The 24309-nt window shown below is 54.7% G+C and carries 23 protein-coding genes and 2 pseudogenes; 16 read left to right on the top strand and 9 right to left on the bottom strand.

The window, feature by feature from the left end; genetic code table 11:
- The first annotated feature begins 47 nt into the window (after positions 1 to 47).
- Positions 48 to 257, top strand: coding sequence for a CsbD family protein (locus tag ACZRKO_RS15130; RefSeq protein ID WP_140475900.1), 210 nt, complete (start codon positions 48 to 50; stop codon positions 255 to 257).
- A gap of 200 nt (positions 258 to 457) precedes the next feature.
- On the opposite strand, the gene zur is transcribed toward ACZRKO_RS15130, so the two are convergent.
- Positions 458 to 979: a zinc uptake transcriptional repressor Zur gene (zur, locus tag ACZRKO_RS15125; RefSeq protein WP_463738059.1), complete on the bottom strand. Its 522-nt coding sequence runs from the start codon at positions 977 to 979 to the stop codon at positions 458 to 460.
- 324 nt (positions 980 to 1303) lie between these two features.
- On the opposite strand from zur, the gene dusA reads away from it, so the two are divergent.
- Both dusA and pspG read left to right on the top strand, forming a co-directional pair.
- Entirely contained in the window at positions 1304 to 2332 is a 1029-nt protein-coding gene (gene dusA / locus ACZRKO_RS15120) for a tRNA dihydrouridine(20/20a) synthase DusA (protein WP_463738058.1), read from the top strand.
- Positions 2333 to 2534: 202 nt separating this feature from the next.
- Positions 2535 to 2771 carry an envelope stress response protein PspG gene (gene pspG, locus ACZRKO_RS15115; protein WP_463738057.1) on the top strand — a complete coding sequence of 79 codons (237 nt, stop codon included), beginning with the start codon at positions 2535 to 2537 and terminating at the stop codon, positions 2769 to 2771.
- A gap of 389 nt (positions 2772 to 3160) precedes the next feature.
- Here pspG and ACZRKO_RS15110 read toward each other — a convergent pair whose 3' ends face one another.
- Positions 3161 to 4150: an NADPH:quinone reductase gene (locus ACZRKO_RS15110; protein WP_463738056.1), complete on the bottom strand. Its 990-nt coding sequence runs from the start codon at positions 4148 to 4150 to the stop codon at positions 3161 to 3163.
- A gap of 213 nt (positions 4151 to 4363) precedes the next feature.
- Between ACZRKO_RS15110 and dnaB the strand changes: the two genes are divergently transcribed.
- Positions 4364 to 5767, top strand: a complete 1404-nt coding sequence (gene dnaB, locus ACZRKO_RS15105; RefSeq protein ID WP_463738055.1) for a replicative DNA helicase — start codon at positions 4364 to 4366, stop codon at positions 5765 to 5767.
- A 70-nt stretch (positions 5768 to 5837) separates the two neighbouring features.
- Positions 5838 to 6917 carry an alanine racemase gene (alr, locus tag ACZRKO_RS15100; protein WP_463738054.1) on the top strand — a complete coding sequence of 360 codons (1080 nt, stop codon included), beginning with the start codon at positions 5838 to 5840 and terminating at the stop codon, positions 6915 to 6917.
- 2 nt (positions 6918 to 6919) lie between these two features.
- Here alr and ACZRKO_RS15095 read toward each other — a convergent pair whose 3' ends face one another.
- Positions 6920 to 7699: a transporter substrate-binding domain-containing protein gene (locus ACZRKO_RS15095; protein ID WP_463738053.1), complete on the bottom strand. Its 780-nt coding sequence runs from the start codon at positions 7697 to 7699 to the stop codon at positions 6920 to 6922.
- A gap of 251 nt (positions 7700 to 7950) precedes the next feature.
- On the opposite strand from ACZRKO_RS15095, the gene ACZRKO_RS15090 reads away from it, so the two are divergent.
- The 3 genes and pseudogenes from ACZRKO_RS15090 (at position 7951) to ACZRKO_RS15080 (ending at position 9683) form a co-directional block, all read left to right on the top strand.
- Positions 7951 to 9144 carry an amino acid aminotransferase gene (locus tag ACZRKO_RS15090; RefSeq protein WP_463738052.1) on the top strand — a complete coding sequence of 398 codons (1194 nt, stop codon included), beginning with the start codon at positions 7951 to 7953 and terminating at the stop codon, positions 9142 to 9144.
- 81 nt (positions 9145 to 9225) lie between these two features.
- A pseudogene (locus tag ACZRKO_RS15085) lies at positions 9226 to 9333 on the top strand (secondary thiamine-phosphate synthase enzyme YjbQ); the annotation flags it as partial.
- Positions 9330 to 9683: an MmcQ/YjbR family DNA-binding protein gene (locus ACZRKO_RS15080; RefSeq protein ID WP_463738051.1), complete on the top strand. Its 354-nt coding sequence runs from the start codon at positions 9330 to 9332 to the stop codon at positions 9681 to 9683. The pseudogene ACZRKO_RS15085 and the gene ACZRKO_RS15080, both read left to right, overlap by 4 nt.
- Before the next feature lie 4 nt (positions 9684 to 9687).
- Here the strand turns inward: ACZRKO_RS15080 and ACZRKO_RS15075 are convergent, their stop codons facing one another.
- Together ACZRKO_RS15075 and ACZRKO_RS15070 are read right to left on the bottom strand one after the other, a co-directional pair.
- On the bottom strand, positions 9688 to 10617 hold the full coding sequence (locus ACZRKO_RS15075; RefSeq protein ID WP_463738050.1) for a pyridoxamine 5'-phosphate oxidase family protein: 930 nt from the start codon (positions 10615 to 10617) through the stop codon (positions 9688 to 9690).
- 24 nt (positions 10618 to 10641) lie between these two features.
- Positions 10642 to 11262, bottom strand: coding sequence for a glutathione S-transferase (locus ACZRKO_RS15070; RefSeq protein WP_463738049.1), 621 nt, complete (start codon positions 11260 to 11262; stop codon positions 10642 to 10644).
- Positions 11263 to 11363: 101 nt separating this feature from the next.
- Here ACZRKO_RS15070 and ACZRKO_RS15065 point away from each other — a divergent pair, with 101 nt between their 5' ends.
- Together ACZRKO_RS15065 and ACZRKO_RS15060 are read left to right on the top strand one after the other, a co-directional pair.
- Positions 11364 to 12263: a LysR family transcriptional regulator gene (locus ACZRKO_RS15065; RefSeq protein ID WP_463738048.1), complete on the top strand. Its 900-nt coding sequence runs from the start codon at positions 11364 to 11366 to the stop codon at positions 12261 to 12263.
- 189 nt (positions 12264 to 12452) lie between these two features.
- Positions 12453 to 13508, top strand: a pseudogene (locus tag ACZRKO_RS15060) (alpha/beta hydrolase-fold protein); the annotation flags it as partial.
- A gap of 56 nt (positions 13509 to 13564) precedes the next feature.
- On the opposite strand, the gene uvrA reads toward ACZRKO_RS15060, so the two are convergent.
- Complete coding sequence (gene uvrA, locus ACZRKO_RS15055; protein ID WP_463738047.1) at positions 13565 to 16420, bottom strand: excinuclease ABC subunit UvrA; 2856 nt, start codon at positions 16418 to 16420, stop codon at positions 13565 to 13567.
- Positions 16421 to 16745: 325 nt separating this feature from the next.
- Here uvrA and ACZRKO_RS15050 point away from each other — a divergent pair, with 325 nt between their 5' ends.
- Positions 16746 to 17306 carry a single-stranded DNA-binding protein gene (locus ACZRKO_RS15050; RefSeq protein ID WP_463738046.1) on the top strand — a complete coding sequence of 187 codons (561 nt, stop codon included), beginning with the start codon at positions 16746 to 16748 and terminating at the stop codon, positions 17304 to 17306.
- An 83-nt stretch (positions 17307 to 17389) separates the two neighbouring features.
- On the opposite strand, the gene ACZRKO_RS15045 is transcribed toward ACZRKO_RS15050, so the two are convergent.
- Positions 17390 to 17875, bottom strand: coding sequence for a hypothetical protein (locus tag ACZRKO_RS15045; RefSeq protein ID WP_463738045.1), 486 nt, complete (start codon positions 17873 to 17875; stop codon positions 17390 to 17392).
- 165 nt (positions 17876 to 18040) lie between these two features.
- On the opposite strand from ACZRKO_RS15045, the gene ACZRKO_RS15040 reads away from it, so the two are divergent.
- Positions 18041 to 19477: an aldehyde dehydrogenase family protein gene (locus ACZRKO_RS15040; RefSeq protein ID WP_463738044.1), complete on the top strand. Its 1437-nt coding sequence runs from the start codon at positions 18041 to 18043 to the stop codon at positions 19475 to 19477.
- Positions 19478 to 19483: 6 nt separating this feature from the next.
- Positions 19484 to 20425, top strand: a complete 942-nt coding sequence (locus tag ACZRKO_RS15035; RefSeq protein ID WP_463738043.1) for an AraC family transcriptional regulator — start codon at positions 19484 to 19486, stop codon at positions 20423 to 20425.
- A gap of 71 nt (positions 20426 to 20496) precedes the next feature.
- Here the strand turns inward: ACZRKO_RS15035 and ACZRKO_RS15030 are convergent, their stop codons facing one another.
- Together ACZRKO_RS15030 and ACZRKO_RS15025 are read right to left on the bottom strand one after the other, a co-directional pair.
- The gene (locus ACZRKO_RS15030; protein ID WP_463738042.1) at positions 20497 to 20877 is read right to left on the bottom strand and encodes a tautomerase family protein; all 381 of its coding nucleotides are present in this window, start codon (positions 20875 to 20877) and stop codon (positions 20497 to 20499) included.
- A 130-nt stretch (positions 20878 to 21007) separates the two neighbouring features.
- Positions 21008 to 21916 carry a DMT family transporter gene (locus ACZRKO_RS15025; RefSeq protein WP_463738041.1) on the bottom strand — a complete coding sequence of 303 codons (909 nt, stop codon included), beginning with the start codon at positions 21914 to 21916 and terminating at the stop codon, positions 21008 to 21010.
- Positions 21917 to 22108: 192 nt separating this feature from the next.
- On the opposite strand from ACZRKO_RS15025, the gene ACZRKO_RS15020 reads away from it, so the two are divergent.
- The 3 genes from ACZRKO_RS15020 (at position 22109) to ACZRKO_RS15010 (ending at position 24256) form a co-directional block, all read left to right on the top strand.
- Positions 22109 to 22978 carry a helix-turn-helix domain-containing protein gene (locus tag ACZRKO_RS15020; RefSeq protein ID WP_463738040.1) on the top strand — a complete coding sequence of 290 codons (870 nt, stop codon included), beginning with the start codon at positions 22109 to 22111 and terminating at the stop codon, positions 22976 to 22978.
- A gap of 78 nt (positions 22979 to 23056) precedes the next feature.
- Positions 23057 to 23587 (top strand): GNAT family N-acetyltransferase, encoded by a 531-nt coding sequence (locus tag ACZRKO_RS15015; RefSeq protein ID WP_463738039.1) that lies wholly within the window; start codon positions 23057 to 23059, stop codon positions 23585 to 23587.
- A 45-nt stretch (positions 23588 to 23632) separates the two neighbouring features.
- A complete protein-coding gene (locus ACZRKO_RS15010) occupies positions 23633 to 24256 on the top strand; it encodes a glutathione S-transferase family protein (protein ID WP_463738038.1) in 624 nt (207 codons plus the stop codon).
- Positions 24257 to 24309: the final 53 nt, after the last annotated feature.

Below are 24309 nucleotides of genomic sequence, written 5' to 3'. Positions count from 1 at the left end.
TTGAAGAAAACACGACAACCTAACCCAAGGTAATAGGAGAATTTGTTATGAATAAGGACCAAACCGAAGGTAACTGGAAGCAGTTTAAAGGTAAAGTGAAAGAAAAATGGGGCAAGCTGACTGACGATGACCTGACTGTGGTGGAAGGGAAACGTGATCAGCTGGTAGGTAAAATCCAGGAGCGTTACGGCTACAAGAAAGAAGAAGCCGAGAAAGAACTCAAGTCCTGGGAAACGGATAACAAATATCATTGGTAAGTCGCAACTCCCCCTTGCGCATCAATGATGCATCCTGAGAAATACGCTGCTCCTACCCGGAAACGCTTTCAGGATGCAAGGTACAGGGACGTACCGACCTTGCTGCAACGCTGAGTAAAAGATTACCCTCCGCAATATTCTTCTTTCCCGCACTATCCCTGTACTACCTTACCAATCTATAACCAGAAACCCTGAATGCATTAACGCTTTTTAGTGACGATAGTATGATCGTGTTCGCAATGCTCATGGCTGTCGCACTGTTCAACCACCTTACACTCTCCGCACAATCCGTGAGCTTCGACAACGGAGTGGCGCAATTCAAATCCTGAATCTATTGCCAGTTTTGCCAGACGTTCTTCGATGCCGTCGGTGGTTTTCTCGGTTACCAGCCCGCAGCGGTCACAGATAAACAGGGCAGAAGTATGGCTTGGCTCTTCAAAGTGGTGGCACAGAACATAGCTGTTGGCTGATTCTACGCGATGAATAAAACCCTGTTCCAGCAAAAAATCCAGCGCCCGGTAAACCGTAGGGGGTTTAGCCTGAGGCTCGCTGACGCGCAGTAAATCCAGGAGGTCGTAAGCACTGATGGCACCGGGTTGTTGCGTCATAAGACGCAGCACTTCAAGACGCTGCGGTGTCAGGCGCACATTGCGCTGCTGGCAAAGTTTTTCCGCCTGAGCGAGAACTTGCGAGAGGAGTTGATCCGGGTTAGTCAGGGTCATAAAAGGTTCTCTGAATACGCTGCTGGGTTGAATGCTTTGAACAAGCAAGGCGGATTTTACCATGCTTCGGGGTAATCGCCGAATTATGCGCCATTTCAGTGACAGGGGTCATCGTTTGGCACATCTTTGCCAGCGCTTGTTCGACATTTCTCTTTCCGATACCCATGATCTGATATTCGCGCTTGAGCGCAAGGCGCTTGAAACCCGCGGGGACGAGGCGGGATGCTGAATCTTTGTTCTGTGATATAATCCACGATTACCCTCCGGTAGAAGCCTACTGTGTTTGCCGGGGAGCCCCGAACACCTTCAGCGAATCTCAGGTCGATGTCAGAAACTCAAAACGCCACACCTTATTCAGCCCCATTCTCTGCCCAACGCTTTTCAGTCGCGCCGATGCTTGACTGGACCGATCGTCATTGCCGCCATTTTCACCGGCTGATGACCGGCCAGACGCTGCTTTATACCGAGATGGTCACTACCGGCGCCATCATTCACGGTAAGGGCGATTATCTGGGCTTTGGGGATGCCGAACATCCGGTGGCGTTGCAGCTTGGCGGCAGTAATCCGGCCGATTTGGCGCACTGCGCCAAACTCGCCGAAGAGCGCGGCTATGATGAGATCAACCTGAACGTCGGCTGTCCGTCTGACCGAGTACAAAACGGCATGTTCGGTGCCTGCCTGATGGCGCAAGCCTCGTTGGTGGCAGACTGCGTGAAAGCGATGCGTGATGTGGTGTCGATTCCTGTCACCGTCAAAACCCGCATCGGCATTGACGAGCAGGACAGTTACGAGTTCCTCTGCGATTTTGTTTCACAAGTTTCAGAAAATGGCGGCTGCGATACCTTTATCATTCATGCGCGCAAAGCCTGGCTGTCGGGCCTCAGCCCGAAAGAGAACCGAGAGATCCCACCGCTGGACTATCCGCGCGTTTATCAGCTGAAAAAAGATTTCCCGCACCTGACGATGGCACTTAACGGCGGTATCAAAACGCTGGAAGAAGCCAAAACGCATCTGCAACACATGGATGGCGTGATGGTCGGGCGCGAAGCCTACCAGAATCCCGGTCTGTTGCTGAACGTGGATCGTGAGCTGTTCGGCATGGATACGTCGCTGCGCACCGCGCCGGACATTATCCGCGCCATGTATCCGTACATCGAATCAGAACTGTCCCGAGGTACGTATCTCGGGCACATGACCCGCCATATTCTGGGAATTTTCCAAAGCGTACCGGGCGCGCGTCAGTGGCGTCGCCACCTCAGTGAAAATGCACATAAACCGGGCGCGGGCGTGGAAGTGGTTGAGCAAGCATTGCAACTCGTGACTCAGCCGCAGAAAGTATTCAGCCAGGTCTGATCGCTCTTGGTTAAATTCACTAAAAATTAGTCTAAATGACGATGTCACCAGCCGCGTGATTTTGCGGCTGGTGACAATTATTCAATATTTTCATTGCGTTAAGCAACCCTCCACTCTGGCACGTTTCTTGTAATATCCTCTGTACCTCAGATGGCATTTGTCAGGCTGACTCTGTTTTCTCGCTGTTTGTAAGGAGCACGCGATGCTGGAAATTCTCTTTGTGCTTGGTTTTTTCTTTATGTTGTTGTTGACCGGTATTTCTTTGCTGGGGATGATTGCCGCGCTGATAGTGGCGTTTGCGCTGATGATGTTTGGTGGTTTTTTGGCAATTGTTATAAAAATGTTGCCTTGGCTGGTTTTGGCCGTCGTCGTCGTCTGGATTTACCGTGCTTTCAACAAGCCTGAGCTGCCGCGTTATAAGGGCCGCCGTTTGCCGTAAAGCCGGGCAGTACAATCCTGAAGATCTAATTCTTGAATTATCAGCAGGCTGAATGCCCATTAATATGTAATCGTTGCAGATATAACTTTTACTTATGTGGCATCGATCACAGCTTACGGCTTAAAGTGCACCGAAATTTTATTAATCATATTTTTTAACATGACGGGCTGCTAGGATTGATTTTCGTTGCTGGCAACATGAATGCCATACCGAAAAAATTCATCAAATCCATGAGACATAAAATAGTTGCTTAAGCGACATCGTCCGTGGAGTGACCTGGCAGTACCCTACAGCAGTACCCGTCTTGAATCAGAGGTCGTCTGAGACAGACAGCATAAAAGGGCTTCCATCTATGTGGAGGCCCTTTTTGCGTCTGTACTTTGACCAGATTAGCGACCCGGTATCAGCAGGCTTGAACCCTGGGTCGAACGGCTTTCCAGCGTTTCGTGAGCACGCTTCGCTTCGGAAAGCGGGAATTTCTGCGCTTCGCTGACGTCCACTTTAATAGCCCCGCTGGCGATCATCGAGAACAGCTCATCGCTGGCAGTTTTCAGCTCCTCACGCGTGGTGACGTAGCCATTCAATGATGGTCGGGTCACAAACAGCGAGCCTTTCTTGTTGAGTATCGCCAGATCGACATCTTTCACCGGGCCAGACGCGTTGCCGAAACTGACCAGCAATCCGCGTGGTTTCAGGCTGTCGAGGGAGCGCTCAAAGGTATCTTTGCCGACCGAATCGTACACCACCCCGACTTTCTCACCCGCGGTCAGCGCTTTGACGCGCGTAACGATATCTTCTTTCTGATAATTGATGGTCGCCCAGGCACCCGCGTGTTTGGCGCGTTCGGCTTTCTCATCCGAACCTACGGTCCCGATAAGATTCGCGCCCAGTGCTTTGGCCCACTGACAGGCAATCAGCCCGACACCACCAGCCGCGGCGTGGAACAGGAAAGTTTCACCGGCCTTCACCCTGTACGTCAGACGCAGCAGATAATAGACGGTGAGACCTTTGAGGAACGAGGCAGCAGCCTGCTCAAAGCTGATAGCATCGGGCAACAGCGCGATTTTCTCCTGCGGCACGTTGTGAATCTCGCTGTACGCACCCAGTGCTGACTGCGCATACACCACGCGATCCCCGACCTTAATGCCGGTAACGCTGCTGCCAATTTTGCTCACGACACCGGCCGCTTCGGTGCCTAATCCGGACGGTAACGAGGCCGTTGGATACAGGCCACTGCGCATATAGGTATCGATATAATTGATCCCTATCGCTTTGTTCTCAACCTGCACTTCGCCTGCTGCGGGGTCCTGCGGATGAAAATCGACATATTGCAAAACTTCAGGTCCGCCGGTGGCGGAAAATTCAATGCGCTTAGCCATTTTACTTCCTCGTTATCAGGTCTGTGGATAACCCTAGGCTATTTGATTGAGACAATCCAGCGCAGAGGGCGAACGGCTAAGACCAATTGGAAATGAGGCATCACAACGAAATATAATTGCGTATACTGACGCATCATTATGCTTCCCGTTTTGACAACACATTTCCAAAGCCTGTTTTGAAAACAGGCGCTTAGATCAGGAATTCAGCGACACATGGCAAAAAAACCGACCATTCAACAGAACGAACACCGCGATCGCCAGATGGAAGGCCTCAAGCTTCCGCCGCATTCGCTGGAAGCTGAGCAATCCGTTCTGGGTGGGCTGATGCTGGACAACGAACGCTGGGATAACGTGGCGGAGCGCGTGGTCAGTAATGACTTCTTCAGCCGTCCGCATCGCCTAATTTTCACCGAAATGCAGCGCCTGCTGGAAATGAGCAAGCCCATCGATCTCATCACGCTTTCTGAATCACTGGAGCAGAAAGGGGATTTGGATTCGGTCGGTGGATTTGCCTATCTGGCAGAGTTATCGAAAAACACGCCTAGTGCGGCGAACATCGGTGCTTATGCGGATATCGTGCGTGAACGTGCGGTAGTACGTGAGATGATCTCCGTCGCCAACGAAATCGCCGATGCAGGGTATGACCCGCAGGGTCGCAGCAGCGAAGACCTGCTGGATCTGGCCGAATCCCGCGTATTCCAGATTGCCGAAAGCCGTGCCAGTAAAGATGAAGGCCCGAAAAGCATCGACCGTATTCTTGAAACGACGGTATCGCGCATCGAGGAGCTGTTCCAGCGTCCGCATGATGGCGTGACCGGGGTAGATACCGGCTATGCGGATCTCAACAAAAAAACGGCGGGCCTGCAAAAATCCGACCTCATTATCGTGGCCGCACGTCCGTCGATGGGTAAAACCACCTTCGCGATGAACCTGTGTGAAAATGCCGCGATGATGCAGGAAAAACCGGTGCTGATCTTCAGCCTCGAAATGCCCGGCGACCAGATCATGATGCGTATGCTGGCATCAATGTCGCGCGTGGATCAGACCAAAATCCGTACCGGCCAACTCGACGACGAGGACTGGGCGCGTATTTCCAGCACCATGGGGATTCTGCTGGAAAAACGGAACATGTATATCGATGACTCCTCCGGCCTGACACCAACCGAAGTGCGTTCGCGTGCGCGACGTATTTTCCGTGAGCACGGCGGCCTGAGCCTGATCATGATCGACTACCTCCAGTTGATGCGCGTGCCGGCCTTGTCCGATAACCGTACGCTGGAAATCGCCGAAATCTCCCGCTCACTGAAAGCGCTGGCAAAAGAGTTGCAGGTGCCGGTCGTGGCGCTGTCGCAGCTTAACCGAAGCTTGGAGCAGCGTGCCGATAAGCGCCCGGTGAACTCCGACTTGCGTGAATCTGGCTCCATCGAGCAGGATGCTGACTTGATCATGTTCATCTATCGTGATGAGGTTTATCACGATAACAGTGAAGAAAAAGGCATCGCGCAGATCATCCTCGGTAAACAGCGTAACGGCCCAATCGGTACCGTGCGCTTAACGTTTAATGGTCAGTTCTCGCGCTTCGATAATTATGGCGGTCCTCAATATGATGAAGACTGATCGTGCGTGGCTAGCTTACGGGTCTTTATGCCATATTCCACATTTTTAAAAACTCTTTAAAGGAATAAAAATGAAAGCGGCTACGGCTGTCATTGATTGCCGCGCTCTGCGACATAATCTGCAACGGGTGCGGCATTTTGCGCCACAAAGTCGTGTGGTGGCGGTGCTGAAAGCGAATGCCTACGGCCACGGCCTGCTCGATGCGGCCCACGCGTTGCAGGATGCGGATTGTTATGGTGTTGCCCGTCTGAGTGAAGCGCTTGAACTGCGTGCCGGTGGCGTGGTGAAGCCGATTGTGTTGCTCGAGGGTTTTTTCAGCGCCGAGGATTTGCTACAGGTGGTGGCGCAGGGTCTGGACACTGCGGTACACAGCCTGGAACAACTGGTTGCTCTTGAAGAAGCGAACTTATCGAAGCCGCTTAACGTGTGGATGAAACTGGATACCGGCATGCACCGTTTGGGTGTGCACCCAACTGACGCGGAGGCGTTTTACAGGCGTCTGTGCGCCTGCCCAAATGTGCAGCAGCCCGTGAATATCATGAGCCACTTTGCCCGTGCCGATGAGCCGGAGTCTGACGCCACGCCAAACCAGCTGAGCGTTTTCCAGCAATTTGTCCAGAGTAAACCGGGGCTGAAGTCTATCGCTGCGTCGGGCGGTGTCTTGTTGTGGCCTGATTCGCATCGGGATCTGGTTCGCCCAGGCATTATTTTATACGGCGTCTCACCGCTGGATTATGCTGATGCCGCGCATTTCGGACTAAAACCCGCCATGACACTGACATCCAGCCTGATTGCCGTGCGTGACCATGCCGCCGAAGAGCCGGTCGGTTACGGTGGTATCTGGAGAAGTGAACGTGCCACTCGTCTGGGCGTGATTGCGATGGGCTATGGCGACGGTTATCCGCGCAGTGCCCCGAGCGGTACGCCGGTGCTGGTCAATGGCCGCATCGTGCCAATCGTCGGCCGTGTGTCGATGGACATGATTTCGGTCGATTTAGGCCCCGACGCCTGTGATGCCGTGGGAGACGAAGTGATCTTCTGGGGGGAAGGGCTACCGGTCGAACAGGTTTCTGCTGCGACCGGTATCAGCCAGTATGAGTTGATCACTCAGCTGAGTTCCCGCGTTGTCCGTGTGTTTGTGGGAAGATAATTTTACTTCTTCACGGCTAGCCACTGGCTGACCAGATTCTGATAATCGCCGGTGGTTTTACTCAGGTGCAGCCACTGGTCGACATACATCTTCCAGCTCACATCATCACGCGGCAGCATGTAGGCTTTCTCGCCATATTGCAGCGGCTTCTTCGGGTTTACCGCACAGAGTTTCGGGTAGTGTTTCTGCTGGAACAGCGCCTCGGAGGCGTCGGTGATCATCACGTCGGCTTTGTTATCCACCAGTTGCTGGAAAATCGTCACGTTGTCGTGCAGTGCCAGCTGGGCATCAGGCAGATGGCTGTGAACGAACGCCTCGTTGGTGCCGCCCGCCGGTTCTATCAGACGCACTTTCGGTGAATTTAGCTGCGCAACGGTCTGGTATTTACGCACATCTTCGCAGCGCACCAGCGGAATTTTGCCGTCCTGATCGAGTGTGTTAGCGAACCAGGCTTTCTGCTGGCGTGCCAGAGTCACAGAGATCCCACCCATCGCGATATCGCACTTGTTCGACGTCATATCTGCCATGATGGTTTTCCAGGTGGTCGGTACCCAGTTAACCTTGACGCCAAGGCTGGCCGCCAGGGATTGCGCCATCGCAATGTCGATGCCTTCGTACTGCCCCTCTTTATTCAAAAAGGTATAAGGTTTGTAGTCACCTGTGGTGCAGACGTTAATTGACCCTTTTTGCAGCACGCGATCCAAATGCGAGGGAGTGCCTTCGGCGTGAGCGGCCAGTGTGCCGGCAGCCAGTAACGTCAGAGTCATTAGCGTTTTCTTCATGGGGATTTTCCTTGGTAGCGGTCAGCAGGGCAGGCGTCATGCGCCTTTATTTATAGTTTTCTCAGTATATTGAAAAATCTGCCTAAGTTGGTGTGATATTTACGGGCATTAAGCCTTCGCAAAATCACAACATTGTTGTCATCTTTTTTAACGAACTTTGATAGTCTGTGAAGTAATGTTGACCACCCGCCGAACAACGCCCGCGCCAGTTTTTGAGCGGTATCCAGAAATTAAACCAGGAGATTTATACCGTGTTCCAACATGTCGATGCCTATGCCGGTGACCCGATCCTGTCGCTGATGGACAGTTTCAAAAACGACCCAAGAGAAAAGAAGGTTAACCTGAGCATCGGTCTGTATTACGACGAGCAAGGTATTATCCCGCAGTTGGCCTCCGTCGAAGCGGCTGAAAACCAGCTGAACGCGCAACCGCAAACTGCGTCAGTTTACCTGCCGATGGACGGCCTGCCGGCTTACCGCAGCGCGATCCAGACGCTGTTATTCGGCGCGGAACATCCGGCGCTACAGCAAGGCCGCATTGCCACTATTCAGACCGTCGGTGGTTCAGGCGCGCTGAAGGTCGGTGCTGATTTCCTGAAAACCTACTTCCCGAACTCCGCCGTGTGGGTGAGTGATCCGACCTGGGAAAACCACGTGGCTATTTTTGGCGGTGCGGGTTTCAAGGTTCACACTTATCCGTATTTCAATCCTGAAAGTCTGGGCGTGAATTTCACCGGGATGCTCGATACCCTGAAAACCTTGCCAGCGCAAAGCATCGTGCTGCTGCATCCGTGCTGTCACAACCCGACCGGTTCTGACCTGACGCCAGCTCAGTGGGATCAGGTGATTGAAGTCGCTAAACAGCGCGAGTTAATTCCGTTCCTCGACATTGCTTACCAGGGCTTTGGCGCGGGTATTGATGACGATGCCTATGCGATCCGCGCTATGGCAGCGGCGGGCGTGACCTGCTTTGTCAGCAACTCCTTCTCTAAAATCTTCTCCCTGTACGGTGAGCGAGTTGGTGGTTTGTCCGTCGTTTGTGATAACAGCGAAGCGGCGGGCCGCGTGCTCGGCCAACTGAAAGCCACCGTACGCCGAAACTACTCCAGCCCGCCGAATTTCGGTGCGCAGGTAGTGGCGAAAGTGTTAGGCGATGCGCATCTTAAAGCCCAATGGCTGGACGAAGTGGAGGGTATGCGTGTACGTATTCTGGAAATGCGCCAGACACTGGTGAACAGCCTGAAAGTTGCGCTGCCGGGCCGTAATTTTGACTACCTGCTGCAACAGCGCGGGATGTTCAGCTACACCGGTTTCAGCGTCGCTCAGGTCGATCGTCTGCGTGAAGAGTTTGGCGTGTACCTGATCGCCAGCGGCCGTGTCTGCATGGCAGGCCTGAATCACTACAACGTTAAACAGGTGGCCGAGGCATTTGCCGCCGTCCAATGAATTAAAAGATAGGTAAACGAGGCCGACAGCAATGTCGGCCTTTTTTTTGACTGCTATTCTTAACGGGCAACAGAATAGACAGGCAAACTGGTGTTAGGCACCTGGCAAGGTATCTGGCTGGGCGAGCACCGGATCGACGGCGGAGAGCGCCGGATCGTCACAACCTTGCAAGGGGACGTTGAAATATGACCAGTACGGAACTGCTTGAATACTGCCTGGCCAAGCCCGGCGCAGACCATACGCTGAATAACCAGCGCAGCGCCAACCAGATTAAAGTGGCGGATGTGATGTTCGCGATGTTGTGCGAATGCAACGGGCGTGAGGCCATTTCACTCAAAACCAGCGTGGAACTTGCCGACGAACTGCGCGCCAAGCACAGCTGTATTATTCCAGGCGATCGCCTGAACAAAGCGCACTGGAATACCATTTATCTCGACGGTGAATTGCCCGACTCGCAGTTCTATTACCTGATCGACAGCTCCTATCAGCTGGTGGTGTCATCACTGCCGGAAGCGGCGCGCCACGGGCTAGGCGTTTAGCCGCTCACCAGCTTCCGGTAGCCAGCGTCGCAGGCGAATACTGCACATGACGGCCACGCCACGGCAGGGCTTCGCGAAAGCGCCATGCGCGGGTGAACTCTACGCTCCAGTATCGCTCTGCGCCTGCCGGGCCATTGAGCACGTCTGGCTGCCAGAGGATCTCCGTGGTGCCTTGCAGATGTAAAATATCGCCGCTGTCAAAGTCGGGAAACAGCAGGGCGACACGCGGCTGTGCCAGCAAATTTCCCAATGTGTTCATGAACTTATTGCCCGTGAAATCCGGTATCCATAACCGGTTGCCGTCCAGGCGTACAAACCCCGGTTGGCCGCCACGGTGCGAGACATCCGATCCCCCCTGAGGTGTGTCGCTATAGGCGTGGGTAGCGACAAAAAAAGTATCGGCGCTGCCGATGAGCGTTCGCGCGTCATCGTCTAATGAGGCCAGATCTTCCCTGACCGGCCGCGGGCCGGGTTGTGCGCAATCTACCAGTTCGCGCATCTGAATATACTTCGGGCAATTCCCAAAGCTTTGATCGACCGCGATCTCAATGCGGTTCTTATCCATACGTCCGATCCTCCCATTGGCCCGGTTACGCCGCCGGTTGGAAAAGTCTATCCCCAGCAGGCCTATCTCTTTGCCGCTGTGCATCGCCGCGAGCGCCGGATCGTCCTGCCTGCGTGGCGCGTTAATGCGTAAATGGGTGGTATCCGGCGAGCTGATAAAACCGCGCGGGCCGGTCAGCAGCGTCGCTACCGGCCAGCCGTATTCATCAACGGTGGACGCCAGCACGTAGGGCAAACCGGCAAAAAATTCGCGGTGTTGCTGCGGCATGGCGGAACGAATCGGTGCGCTGGCGATCTCAAACTGTGCCAGCGCCTGTGCGCGTCGTTCGTCAGGGTGAAAAACATCAGGATGATAAACCGTGTCGCTCATGTCGGCCTCCGGTGCGTCAGGACGCTAAAGTGCCCCGGCGGGAAGCGGCAGCTCCGGCTGAGGCTGATATCCCGGCAGTGCCGCAATACGTGCCAGCCACTGGCGAATAGCCGGATAAGGCTCGAGAGAAATCCCGCCTTCCGGTGCGGTGCGTACATAGCTGCAACAGGCCAGATCGGCAATGGTTATCTGACCGGTCGCCAGAAAATCATGTCGGCTGAGATGCTGCTCGAGGTGTGGCAGGAAGCGGCCCGCGACCGCCAGCGATGCCGCATAATCTTCAGGTGCTTTAAACTGCACGACCATCCGCGCCGACGCCACACCGTAGCGGATCTCTCCGGCGGCTTTCGACAGCCACTGCTGTACCTGCGCGGCCTGTACGGCATCTTCCGGCAGCCAGTGACTGCCCGGCGCGTAACGCTTCGCCAGGTAGACCAGAATGGCGTTGCTGTCGGTCAGCACCAGCTCACCATCGACCAGCACCGGAATTTGTGCCATCCGGCTGAGCCGCTGGAATTCGGCGGTTTGACGCACGCTGGCCGGTGCCTCTTTGGCTTCAAATGGCAGGTTCAGCATATTGAGCAATAAAACAACGCGGTGGCAGTGGCCGGAAAGCGGGGTGCCATAGAGCTGAATGGGGGGCATGGTTTTTCTCCTGTGTGGGCTACAGGGACAGATTACTCTTGCAACAAACGAAGCGAATCCGTAAAGATTGAAATTGACTGTTTCATCTTGTGGAAGAATCTATGGATCGTCTGGATGAGTTAGAGATTTTCGTCGCCGTCTTGCAATATGGCAGTCTGGCAGAAGCGGCGCGGCAGACCGGGCGTTCGGCACCGGCTATTACCCGCGCCATTGCTTCGCTCGAACAACGTTTTGGCGCCCGTCTGGTTGAACGTACCACGCGGCGTCTGGCTGCTACCGAGGCCGGTGCACGGCTGGCAGAACGTGCGCAAGTATTGATCGGCCATTATCAGGAAGCGTTGTTCGACACCACGGAAACCCAGCTTAGCGGACTTTTGCGCGTCACGGCGCCGGTACAGTTTGGCCGCAAACATGTCGCGCCACTGGTGATGGAATTCCTGCGGCTGCATCCGGATATGCAAATTGAGATGGTGCTCAATGACCGCAATCTGGAGCTGATCGACGAAGGTCTGGATCTTGCGTTCCGCATCGGGCATCTGGAAGATTCCGGCAAAGTGGCGCGTAAAGTGGGTGAAGTCACCCGTGTGCTGGTCGCCAGCCCGGCTTATCTTCAACAGCATGGTAGCCCGCAACAACCGGCGGAACTGGCGCAGCATCAGACTATCGTCGGCACCCTGAGATCTCCGCGCAACGAATGGCGATTTGGCCCGAATGAGGATGGTCTGCGGGTGAAAGTCTCACCGCGTTTACTGTTCAACGACGTGGAATCGCAACTGCTGGCGGTGCGCAATGGTCATGGTATTGCGCGGCTGCTGAGCTATCAGGTGGCAGACGACCTGGCCGCCGGAACGCTGCTCAGGCTGCTGCCGGACGCCGAGCCGCTGCCAATGCCCGTGCAACTGGTGGTGCAAAATATCCAACGCATCCCGAGAAAAGTCAGAACCTTCTGGGACTTTGCAGCCGAAAGATTGGGGCAGCTGTCGCAGATTCATCCTGCATAATTCGCCATTATCAGAAAAGAGCAGGGTTGATGCGCAACCCGTCTGACTGAGGAGAAAGGAATGAACCGTTCTGTGCTCAACCGCGCCACGTTATTGATTCTGTCGTTATCTGCCCCTCTGCCGCTGCTGGCCGCCACGGTGCAAAGCCTGCCGGTGCAACAGGACCCGGCGCAGATTGCTAACCAGTTTCTGACTGCTGTTAACCCGGATAAAACCATCACTTTCCGGTTGTTTGCCCCTGGCGCAAAGCAGGTGGATGTGGTCACCGGTGCCACGCTGGAAAGCTATATTCCTCATGCGATGACCAAAGACGACAAGGGCGTCTGGAGTTTTACCTCTTCTGCGATGCAGCCCGATCTGTACGAATATTTCTTTAACGTTGATGGTTTCCGTTCGATTGATACCGGCAGCGCCATGGCGAAACCACAACGGCAGGTGAATACGAGCCAAATTCTGGTACCGGGCAGCGTGCTGGATGTTAAAGCGGTACCGCACGGCGAAGTGCGTGCTATCACGTACCACAGCAATGCGCTGAATGCAGAACGGCAGATCTACGTCTGGACACCGCCGGGCTACAGCGATGTGTCTCAGCCGCTGCCGGTGCTCTATTTTTATCATGGTTTTGGCGATACCGGCCGCTCGGCGCTGGATCAGGGCCGTATTCCCCAAATCATGGACAACCTGCTGGCGGAGCAAAAAATCACTCCGATGCTGGTGGTGATCCCCGATACCGAAACTGACGCCCAAGGCGCAGTACCGGAAGATTTCGTACCGAAAAACCGCCGTAAAGCGTTTTATCCAGCCAATGCGGAAGCGGCTGACCGCGAGCTGACGCAGGACATTATTCCGCTGGTGTCGAAAACGTTTCGCGTGCGTGACGATGCTGACAGCCGTGCGCTGGCTGGCCTGTCACAGGGGGGGTATCAGACGCTGGTCTCCGGCATGACGCATCTGGATAAGTTCGGCTGGCTCGGCGCATTCAGCGGTGTCAGCACCACCAGTGTGCCCAATGAGCAGGTGGCAAAACGTCTGGAAGATCCGGCCAAAATCAATGCACAACTGAAGAACTTCACCATCGCGGTGGGGGACAACGATCAGGTTACCGGCAAAGACGTCGCGGGGCTGAAAATCCTGCTGGAGCAGAAAAAGGTTAAATTCGACTATCAGGCTTATCCTGGACTGGGCCATGAGATGGATGTGTGGCGTCCGGCTTATATCCAGTTTGTGCAGAAATTATTTAAGTAAGTGGCAAACAAAAACGCCACCCGAAGGTGGCGTTTTTTATGGCAGAAACCAAAACATTACGCTGACTTCTTCGCCTTCTGCTTATGGTGCTCAAGCAAAGGTTTCAGGAAGCGTGCGGTGTGCGACTCTTTGCACTCGGCCACGGTTTCCGGCGTGCCGGACACCAGGATCTCACCGCCGCCGCTGCCGCCTTCCGGCCCCAGATCGACAATCCAGTCTGCGGTTTTAATCACGTCAAGATTATGCTCAATCACCACGATGGTGTTGCCCTGATCGCGTAACTGATGCAGGACCGCCAGCAGTTGCTGAATATCGGCAAAATGCAGGCCCGTCGTCGGTTCGTCAAGGATATACAGCGTCTGACCGGTGCCGCGCTTGGACAGCTCACGCGCCAGTTTAACACGCTGCGCTTCACCGCCAGAGAGCGTGGTCGCCGACTGACCAAGACAGATATAAGTCAGGCCGACGTCCATCAGGGTTTGCAGCTTGCGCGCCAGTGCAGGAACGGCATCGAAGAAATCACGGGCCTCTTCAATGGTCATTTCCAGCACTTCGTGAATGCTCTTGCCCTTGTATTTAATCTCCAGCGTTTCGCGGTTGTAGCGTTTGCCTCGGCACTGATCGCACGGCACGTAAATGTCCGGCAGGAAGTGCATCTCGACTTTGATCACGCCGTCGCCCTGACAGGCTTCGCAGCGCCCGCCCTTGACGTTAAAACTGAAACGCCCTGGGTTGTAGCCACGCGCACGCGATTCCGGCACACCGGCGAACAGCTCGCGCACCGGTGTGAAAATACCGGTGTAGGTCGCCGGGTTGGAGCGTGGCGTACGGCCAATCGGGCTCTGGTCGATATCGATGACTTTATCGAAATGCGCCAGACCGTCAATTTCACGATAAGGGGCAGCTTCGGCCAGCGTTGCGCCGTTCAGTTCGCGCTGTGCCAGCGGGAACAAGGTGTCGTTAATCAGCGTCGATTTACCCGAGCCGGACACGCCGGTGATACAGGTAAACAGGCCAACCGGCAGGGTCAGCGTGACATCTTTCAGGTTGTTGCCCTTGGCACCGGAAAGCTTCAATACTTTGGTCGGATCCGCCGGAACGCGCTGTTCCGGCAGGGCAATCTCGCGTTTGCCACTGAGGAACTGACCGGTGAGCGACTCAGGCACCGCCATGATATCTTCAACGGAGCCTTCTGCGACCACTTCTCCTCCGTGCACACCGGCACCGGGGCCGATATCAATCACGTGGTCAGCGGCGCGGATGGCGTCTTCGTCATGCTCAACCACAATCACCGTGTTACCCAGATCCCTCAGGTGAATCAGGGTTTCCAGCAGGCGTTCGTTGTCGCGCTGATGCAGACCGATGGACGGTTCATCGAGCACGTACATGACGCCCACCAGACCGGCACCAATCTGGCTTGCCAGACGGATACGCTGTGCTTCACCGCCGGAAAGGGTTTCCGCCGAACGGGAGAGCGACAGGTAATTCAGGCCGACGTTAACCAGAAACTTCAGGCGGTCGCCGATCTCTTTCATTACTTTTTCAGCGATCTGCGCACGCTGGCCGGTCAGCTTCATATTGCGGAAGAAGTCCAGCGCGTGACCGATGCTGTAATCCGAAATCTCCGGCAGCGTGGTCTCTTCAACAAACACGTTGCGCGCTTCTTCGCGCAGACGCGTGCCTTTACAGGAAGAGCAGGAGCGGTTGCTGATGTACTTCGACAGCTCTTCACGCACGGCGCTCGATTCCGTCTCTTTATAACGGCGCTCCATGTTGTGCAGCACGCCTTCAAACGGGTGACGGCGAATCGAAGTGTCACCGCGATCGTTGATGTATTTGAACTCGATGGTGTCCTTGCCGGAACCTTGCAGGATAGCGTGTTTCACGTCGCTGTTCAGTTCGTTGTAAGGCGCTTCCACGTCGAATTTATAGTGCTCGCCGAGGGAGCGCAGCATTTGGAAATAGTAGAAATTCCGGCGATCCCAGCCACGGATTGCACCACCGGCCAGCGACAGCTCTGGGTTTTGCACCACGCGTTCTGGGTCGAAAAACTGCTGCACGCCCAGACCGTCACAGGTCGGGCAGGCACCGGCGGGGTTGTTGAACGAGAACATACGTGGTTCAAGTTCGCTCATGCTGTAGCCGCAAATCGGACAGGCGAAGTTGGCGGAGAACAGCATTTCAGGGGCTTTCGGGTCATCCATGTCGGCGACCACGGCGGTGCCGCCGGAAAGCTCGAGTGCTGTTTCAAAGGACTCGGCCAGACGCTGTGCGATGTCTTCGCGCACTTTGAAACGGTCAACGACCACTTCGATGGTGTGTTTTTTCTGCAACTCCAGCTTCGGTGGATCGGACAAATCGCAGACTTCGCCATCAATACGCGCACGGATGTACCCCTGCGCCGCCAGATTTTCCAGCGTCTTGGTATGCTCACCTTTACGATCTTTGATGATGGTCGCCAGCAGCATCAGGCGCTGGCCTTCAGGCTGTGCGAGTACGTTGTCCACCATCTGGCTAACGGTCTGCGCCGACAGCGGCACATTGTGATCCGGGCAGCGTGGCTCACCCACGCGGGCAAACAGCAGGCGCAGGTAGTCGTGGATCTCAGTAATGGTACCGACAGTGGAACGCGGGTTGTGCGACGTCGATTTCTGCTCAATAGAGATCGCCGGAGAGAGACCTTCGATATGGTCGACGTCTGGTTTTTCCATTAAGGATAAAAACTGACGGGCATAGGCAGACAGCGATTCAACGTAGCGGCGCTGGCCTTCTGCATACAGGGTATCAAACGCCAGTGAGGATTTGCCTGAACCCGATAAGCCGGTGACAACAATCAGTTTGTCGCGCGGGATAATCAGGTTGATATTCTTGAGATTATGGGTGCGTGCGCCCCGAACTTCGATCTTATCCATTCATCATTCCCGGATTAACTTGATAGCTCACCGTGCCGGTGACCGTCGGTAAAACTGACATTGCTGCGGTCAATGAATCGGGCACAGAGAAGAACGTAACGCGCAATTATGACACAAATCACAGCCTATGCCACCTCAAAACCTGAATGTATATCCAGTACTCGTTGTAACAGTGGATGCTTTGCTGAACAATCTGGAAAGAAAGCCACAACGTTTTACATCCGTGGTACGAAGGCGACGTTTTGTGGTTATAATGACGCGAAGTGAGTCCCTCACACCCCAAACTGTGGTTTCAACCACGACATACATCATCAGGAGAATCCACATGGCCAGCAGAGGCGTAAACAAAGTCATTCTCGTCGGTAACCTGGGTCAAGACCCGGAAGTCCGCTACATGCCTAACGGCGGCGCCGTTGCCAACATTACTCTGGCGACGTCTGAAAGCTGGCGTGACAAAGCCACCGGCGAGCAGAAAGAGAAAACGGAATGGCACCGTGTAGTGCTGTTCGGTAAGCTGGCAGAAGTGGCTGGCGAATACTTGCGTAAAGGCTCTCAGGTTTATATCGAAGGCGCATTGCAGACCCGTAAATGGACCGATCAGGCTGGCGTTGAAAAATACACCACTGAAGTGGTTGTTAACGTTGGCGGTACCATGCAGATGCTCGGCGGCCGTGCTGGCGGCGGCGCACCAGCAGGCGGTGGTCAGGCTTCAGGCGGCCAGGACTCACAAGGCGGCCAGAGCGGTTGGGGTCAACCTCAGCAGCCACAAGGCGGCGGCAACCAGTTCAGCGGCGGCCAGCAATCACGTCCTGCTCCACAGCAGAACAACGCGCCAGCGCAAAGCAATGAACCACCAATGGATTTCGACGACGATATCCCGTTCTGATGGTTCGCCTTCGGGCATCCATGTCACAAATACAAAAAGCCCCGAAAGGGGCTTTTTAACGTATGGAGACAGCATTCTATTGCTCACATCTTGAACTTAGCCCCTTTCACCACGATTTCCCCGAACTGCAAATGGTGCATAAATTCGCGCAGGATAAGCAGGGTGGCGGCGAAGTCGTTGCCGTCGGGGATACCTTCGAAGCTGGCAGGACGTCCGTTGATCACCAGAGCCAAACGGTCGAATGTGCGCTCGACGGCGTCGACGGACAGCAGCATATCTTCGTTTTCTGCCACACCGGCCAGACGGGCAAGAGCGCGGATATCATTGTCGGCACTGCTGAGTTTGCCATTGGCGGGAATATCATGCCTGACACGCATGATCTCATCTTCGACGGCCATGATCGCGTTTTCCATCTCATCCGGCGTCGGTGGCGTATGACGAAAATAGCCCAGTGATGTCAGCTGTGAACCCAACGTCAGCACCACTTTTATCACATCGCCGTTCTCTTGGCGGACGGTAACGTCGGTCTGTTCACTGCCAATATGTAATGCAACCGTTGAAGAGGTCATAGACACCTTTGCCCTTGGTGTGGTTTTGAGTCAGGAATCATTCAACTTACTCCCGTTTAGCAGGATTAGGCAATCCTCGTACAGTATTGGTCTATCGCAGATTTCACTCCAGTCCCCACTATGAATGGACATTCACTGAGCGGCGCGACCGCAGCGGAGTCATTCATGTCATCTATCCCAATGAAACAGATCGACCAGATTTACATTAACGGCGAATTTGTCACGCCGCATGGCAGCGAAGTGATGGATCTCATTAATCCGGTGACGGAGCTGATCGTTTCGCAGGTCAGGCTGGCGGATGAAATCGACACCCGGCGTGCCATTGAGGCAGCGAAAGCGGCCTACGTCACTTTCTCAAAAACCAGCAAAGTGCAGCGGATCCGGTATTTGCAACAACTGCACGACGCCGTACTGGCGCGAGCTGACGAGCTGGAAGCCGTGATGATCGCCGAATACGGCGGGCCGGTATGGATGTCACACGGTACCGTGGCACGTGCATCAAACGCCTTCCTGCAAACCATCAAAATTCTGGAAGAGTACGATTTTGTCCGTCAGATTGGCCGGGCAACAGTGGTGATGGAGCCGCTGGGCGTGGTCGGGCTTATCACGCCCTGGAATGCCAACTATGGTTTTATCTGCAACAAAATGGCGACGGCACTGGCCGCGGGAAGCACGGTGGTGATTAAGCCGAGCGAACTGAGCGCCGCGCAGACGCAGCTTCTCACCGAATGCCTGCACGACGCTGGCCTGCCGCCGGGTGTATTCAACATTGTTACCGGTCGTGGCGACGTGGTTGGGGCGGAAATCACCCGTCATCCTGACATCGCCAAAATCTCTTTTACCGGCTCAACGCTGGTGGGGAAAATTATCGCTCGGGGTGCAGTCGATACGATGAAACGTGTCACGCTGGAATTGGGCGGCAAGTCTCCTAATGTGATCCTCGACGACGCTGACCTCAGAAAAGCGATGCCGCTGGCGCTGACCATTGGCACGCTCAACAGCGGGCAGGCCTGTCTGGCCGGTACGCGTCTGCTGGTGCCAGAAAACCGTCTTGAAGAGGTGAAACAGCAGCTTAAAAAAGCCGTATTACAGGTGAAAGTGGGTGACCCGGCGCAAAGGGATACGCAAATCGGCCCACTGGTCACGGCCAGACAGTATGCGCGGGTGCAGGACTATATCCGCCAGGGCATCGCCGAAGGCGCGGAATTGTTATGCGGCGGCGAAGGGCGGCCGGAGGGACTGAGCAGCGGCTATTTCGTCAGGCCGACGGTGTTTGTTAACGTAACGCCGGACATGACCATTGCCCGCGAGGAGATCTTCGGGCCGGTGATTTCTGTACTGACCTATAAAACGGTGGAGGAAGCTATCACGATGGCTAACGATACGGTGTATGGCCTGCACGCCTATGTCAGCTCTGCTGATCGGGAGAAAGCCCGCGCCGTGGCGTCACAGATTGTCGCCGGACGCGTGTTTATCAACGGGATGTACGATGAACCGGGCGTCCCTTTCGGCGGCTTTAAGCAGTCAGGTATTGGGCGTGAATTTGGTACTTACGGACTGGAGGCGTATCTTGAGCCAAAAGCCACTATTGAAAATGAATAACTGACGATGAATCGACAGCCAGACAGCGCAGGCGCAGCACATCCATCCGTCCTCACGCGTTTACGCCAGCGGGTGTTGGGGCTTTATGCCGCGCGCGATGAAGACGATCACTATGTCTCAACTCCGCTGCCGTGGCTGTCATTTATCCGTTTCACTCAGCCCACTGAGCTGAACAAAGGCATGCTCGAGCCTTCGATGTGTATGGTGTTGCAGGGGCTGAAAAAAATCCTGATCGGGCGTGATGTGACTGAATACGGCGCGGGCAGCTATGTATTATCAGCCATCGATATGCCGATCTCTGGCCAAGTCACACAGGCTTCGCCAGAAGTACCTTATCTGGGGATCCGCATCGATCTGAATATTCAGGAGATGGCGGATTTGATCATCGACATGAAACTGACGCAACCCGCCACCGGCGGATCCGGCGCGGCGGCTTACGTCACGCTGGCCGGTGCGAATTTGCAGGATGCCTTTTTGCGTCTTATTACCATGCTGGACAACCCGCAGGAATTGCAGGCGCTGGGCGCGCTGGTCAAAAAGGAGATCTTTTACCGACTGATCACGGACCCGAAAGGCGACGTTTTTTATCACCATCTGCTTTCGTATTATCAGGGCAAAGGGGTGAGCGAAGCTGTGCAGTGGATTAAAGCGAATTTCTCCCGGCCACTGCGGATGGATGAGCTGGCGAGTCTGGTCGGCATGAGCGTATCCAATCTTCATCACCGTTTCAAAGCGCTGACGGTGATGAGCCCGCTGCAATACCAGAAACAGATCCGCCTGCTGGAAGCGCGGCGCTTGCTGCTGGCGGGAAACATGGACGCCGCTACTGCGGCATTTCAGGTGGGTTACGAAAGCCCGTCGCAGTTTAACCGTGAATACCGCCGCTCGTTTGGTGCGCCGCCATTACAAGATATCGACCAGTTGAAACGGCAGGGCGTATCACTTTAACCCGAAAGCGCAGTGATGAACGGCCAGACCCTGCGTGCTCACGACGGGTTTTATTGCGCATAGACAACACATCAGGCGTACTGCGCTTCACCGTTGCCGAAGGACCAGTTCTCTTTCGGTACTTCGACCAGACTGATAAACACGTCTTCCAGCCGCATACCGGTTTGTTCGTGCAGGCCATACGCAATGGCGTGATAAAAGGCTTTCTTCATCTCCAGCGTGCGGCCCGTGTTAAGTGTCACCTGCACCACGATGCAGTTCTGGGTGCGCTCTATTCCGAGGTAGTCAGGGGAGATCATCATCTCCTCGGGTGTATGCTCGGTGATGACAATAAAACGATCGTTTTCCGGCACATTCAGGTGGCTTCTCATGGCGTTATAAATCACGTCACCGATAGCTTTGCGGAAAGTTTCGGGTTTACCTTCAATCATATCAACGCGAACGAATGGCATGGAATTTCCTTAAAAGAGTGCTTAATCAATGCGAAGGAGGGCGTGTCTTATCGGTTATGCACGGCCCCTCAGGTATGAACAGTTCAGACAGTAAAGTCTAGCTGAATTTTACCTGTCTCCGCATTCTGACTCAGTTCAGGGCCTTTTCGGATTTGCGAAACATCTCCAGCCAGCGCGGTCTGGCGAACATCACCAGATTACCCAGCAGGATCATCCCCAGACCCAATACCGCATTAATGTGCCACTGATAGCCTTCGCCAAAGGTTGAGACGGTCAGGGCCACCAGCGGGAACAACAATGTGCTGTACGCTGCCTGACTGGCACCGATACGACCGACCAGACTGAAGTAAATCCCGAATGCCAGCACGGATCCGAAGACCGACAGATAGACCAGTGAGCCGAGATATTGCGGTGTCAGGTCGATGGCGAAGGATTCACCCTGCGAGAGGGCCAGGGCGCCAATAATAGCCGTACCGTAAAACATGGCGTAGGTATTGGTGGAGAAAACGTCCAGCCCGCGTTGCTTGTGGCGGGTGCTGATCATATTGCCCAATGAGAAGCCGAAGGTGCCGAGTAGGCTCAGGCCGATGCCTTTGAGCAGCTCCGGCGCAATTTGTGACGCGGTTAAGTCGTGCCAGAACAGCGTGACGATCCCCACCAGCCCAAGCAGTGCGGCAGGAATAAACGTCGGGCTGAGTTTCTGGCGAAAGAACAGCATGCCGTTGACGGCGTTAAACAGCACTGACATCGAGAATATCACCGACTCCAGCCCGGTATTGATATAGGCCGCAGCATGATAGAAGCAGTAGAAGTTGAAGCTGAAGACGCAGCATCCCTGCAGAATGCAAAACAGGTGATCGCGTAACGGCAGGCGTCGCAGGCGGCGTGTTGCCAGCAGCGCAACCAGCATAATAATAGCTGCCAGCAGAAAGCGGTAGAAAATAGACACTGTGACAGGCACGTCGCCCTGTTGCAGGTAAATGGCAAACCAGGTGGTGCCCCAAATCAGGATCACAGAAATATATAACAGCGCGTTCATGGCATTACTCAGTAATAGAAAACAACGGGTTGGGGGGAAGTATCCCTAAAATCCCCGAGCGCTGCTTTCAGCCCCTTGCTGCGGGTTGCATATTCTTGCGCATTTTTTTGCCCTGCCGGGCAGCAACATCTGGCTGTAAGGCATACTCAAACGGTACACTGGCGCTCTTTATTCACTCAGACGGTGCGCGATATGACCAAGGGATATCAGGCTTTCGAAACGCTCAGGAAGCACAACGCTGTGCTGCATGACAGCGTGGAGCTGGGCTCTGGCATTCAGCTCGCGGCCTGGTCGAATAAAAATGACTGCGTGACGCAGGAAAATCCTGATCACCATACGCTCAGTTTGTATGTCGCCGACGGCTATGAAACCTACCACAAGACGCGCGCGGGCTGGCGCAACGGCGGTGGCCCGGACCGTTTCTGTATCATGCCGAAAAACAGCATGTCGAGCTGGGATGTGCGTGATGACCTCTCGTTTGTACACCTGTATTGCAGTGACCAACATTTGCGGCATTTGGTGGAACAAACCTGGGAGCGCAGCCCGGCCAGTATTCAGCTGGAAGAGCGCACATTTGCCGATGATCCGCAAATTACGCTGCTCTATCGCCAGTTTTTGCTCAGTAGCCAGTGGCAGGAGAACAGCAATCAGCTGATGCTCAGCAGTGCTGCTACATTGCTGATGGCGCATCTGGCGAAGAACTACACGCAGCTGCAATGGGCGTTGCCGACGGTGCGCGGCGGGTTGTCTCCGTCGGTGCTTAACCGGGTTAAAGAGTATATTCATACAAATCTGTCCCAGCCGCTTTTACTGGCCGAACTGGCTGCTATCGCCGCCCTGAGTGAATTCCATTTTGCCCGCATGTTCAAACAAAGTATGGGGTTGGCACCGCACCAATATGTGATGAATGCGCGTCTGATTCACGCCGAAAATCTATTATTGAATAGCGCGATGGACATCACCTCGATTGGCCTAGAGTGCGGCTTCAGCTCAACCAGCCATTTCAGCAACCGTTTTAAAGCCATGCGCGGTATGACCCCGACGGCGCTGCGCCAAAAATAACCCACTATCAAAACCTCATTCCCCCTGTCTTTATTCAGTGCTAGCTTATGATTCATTGATCGTTAATGAGCATGAACCATGCATACCTCTGCCCCCGTTTTAGAAACCGAACGCCTTATATTACGTGCCCACCGCGTGGACGATTTCGAAGCCATTGCCACGCAATGGGCCGATCCTGACGTGGTGAAATATATCGGCGGCACGCCATCCTCACGCGAAGCCAGCTGGAGCCGTCTGCTGCGCTATCCAGGCCATTGGCAGCTGATGGGATTTGGTTATTGGGCTGTTTCTCTAAAAGAGGGCACCTTTGTTGGCGAAATTGGCCTGGCAGATTATCAGCGGGAGATTTCCCCCTCGCTTGCCGGGCTGGCCGAAATGGGCTGGGTGATTTCCCCTGCTTTTCACGGCAAAGGGTATGCGTTTGAAGCCGCGCGTCGGGTGCTGGAATGGGCGGATGCTCATCTGGGCCGCCAGCTGTGCTGCATTATTGATCCGCAGCATCAGGCCTCTGTCCGGCTGGCCGAAAAATGTGGCTTTGTTGCACAAAGTGACGCGTTATATCACGGTGCCGTGACGCGTATTTTCAAACGCAGCGGACCGCGCTTTTAATATCGGAAGTCATAACTGAAGTTTTTCTTTTAGTGAGGAGGGCTTATGCTGAAAATATTGGGAAAAGCGTCGTCGATAAACGTGCGCAAAGTGCTGTGGACCTGCCACGAACTGGGGCTGGATTATCTGCGTGAAGATTTTGGCGCGGGTTTTCAGCCAACGGATACGCCGCAATTTAAGGCGCTTAACCCGAATGCCATGGTTCCTGTGCTGATTGACGGGGATTTTGTACTGTGGGAATCCAACGTGATTTGCCGTTATCTGGCCGTCAGGGAAGGGCGTACCGATCTGCTGTCGGCAACTCCGCAAACCCGCGCGCTGACGGAACAATGGATGGACTGGCAGGCGGGCGAACTGAATAACTCGTGGCGCTATGCCTTTCCTGCACTGGCGCGGAACAGCCCGCAGCATACTGACGAAACTCTGATCAAGGCCGGTGTCAGCGACTGGAACCGGCATATGCAGATGATTGAAGCGCAGTTACAGCGCAGCGGCGACTACATACTTGGAAATGATTTTACGCTGGCTGACATTCCGGTTGGGCTATCGGTCAACCGCTGGTCGATGACGCCGATGTCACGCCCGGCGTTGCCTGCGGTCACTGCTTATTATGAAAGACTGAACCAGCGCGAAGGTTTTCGTCTGTTTGGCCGCAACGGGACTCCGTAACATAAAAAACGGCGCGGAAAGGTGAATTTCCGCGCCGTGTCATTTCTGCGTAT

It is taken from the genome of Ewingella sp. C233, assembly GCF_055407225.1.
This window is presented reverse-complemented; position numbering and strand designations above follow the sequence as displayed.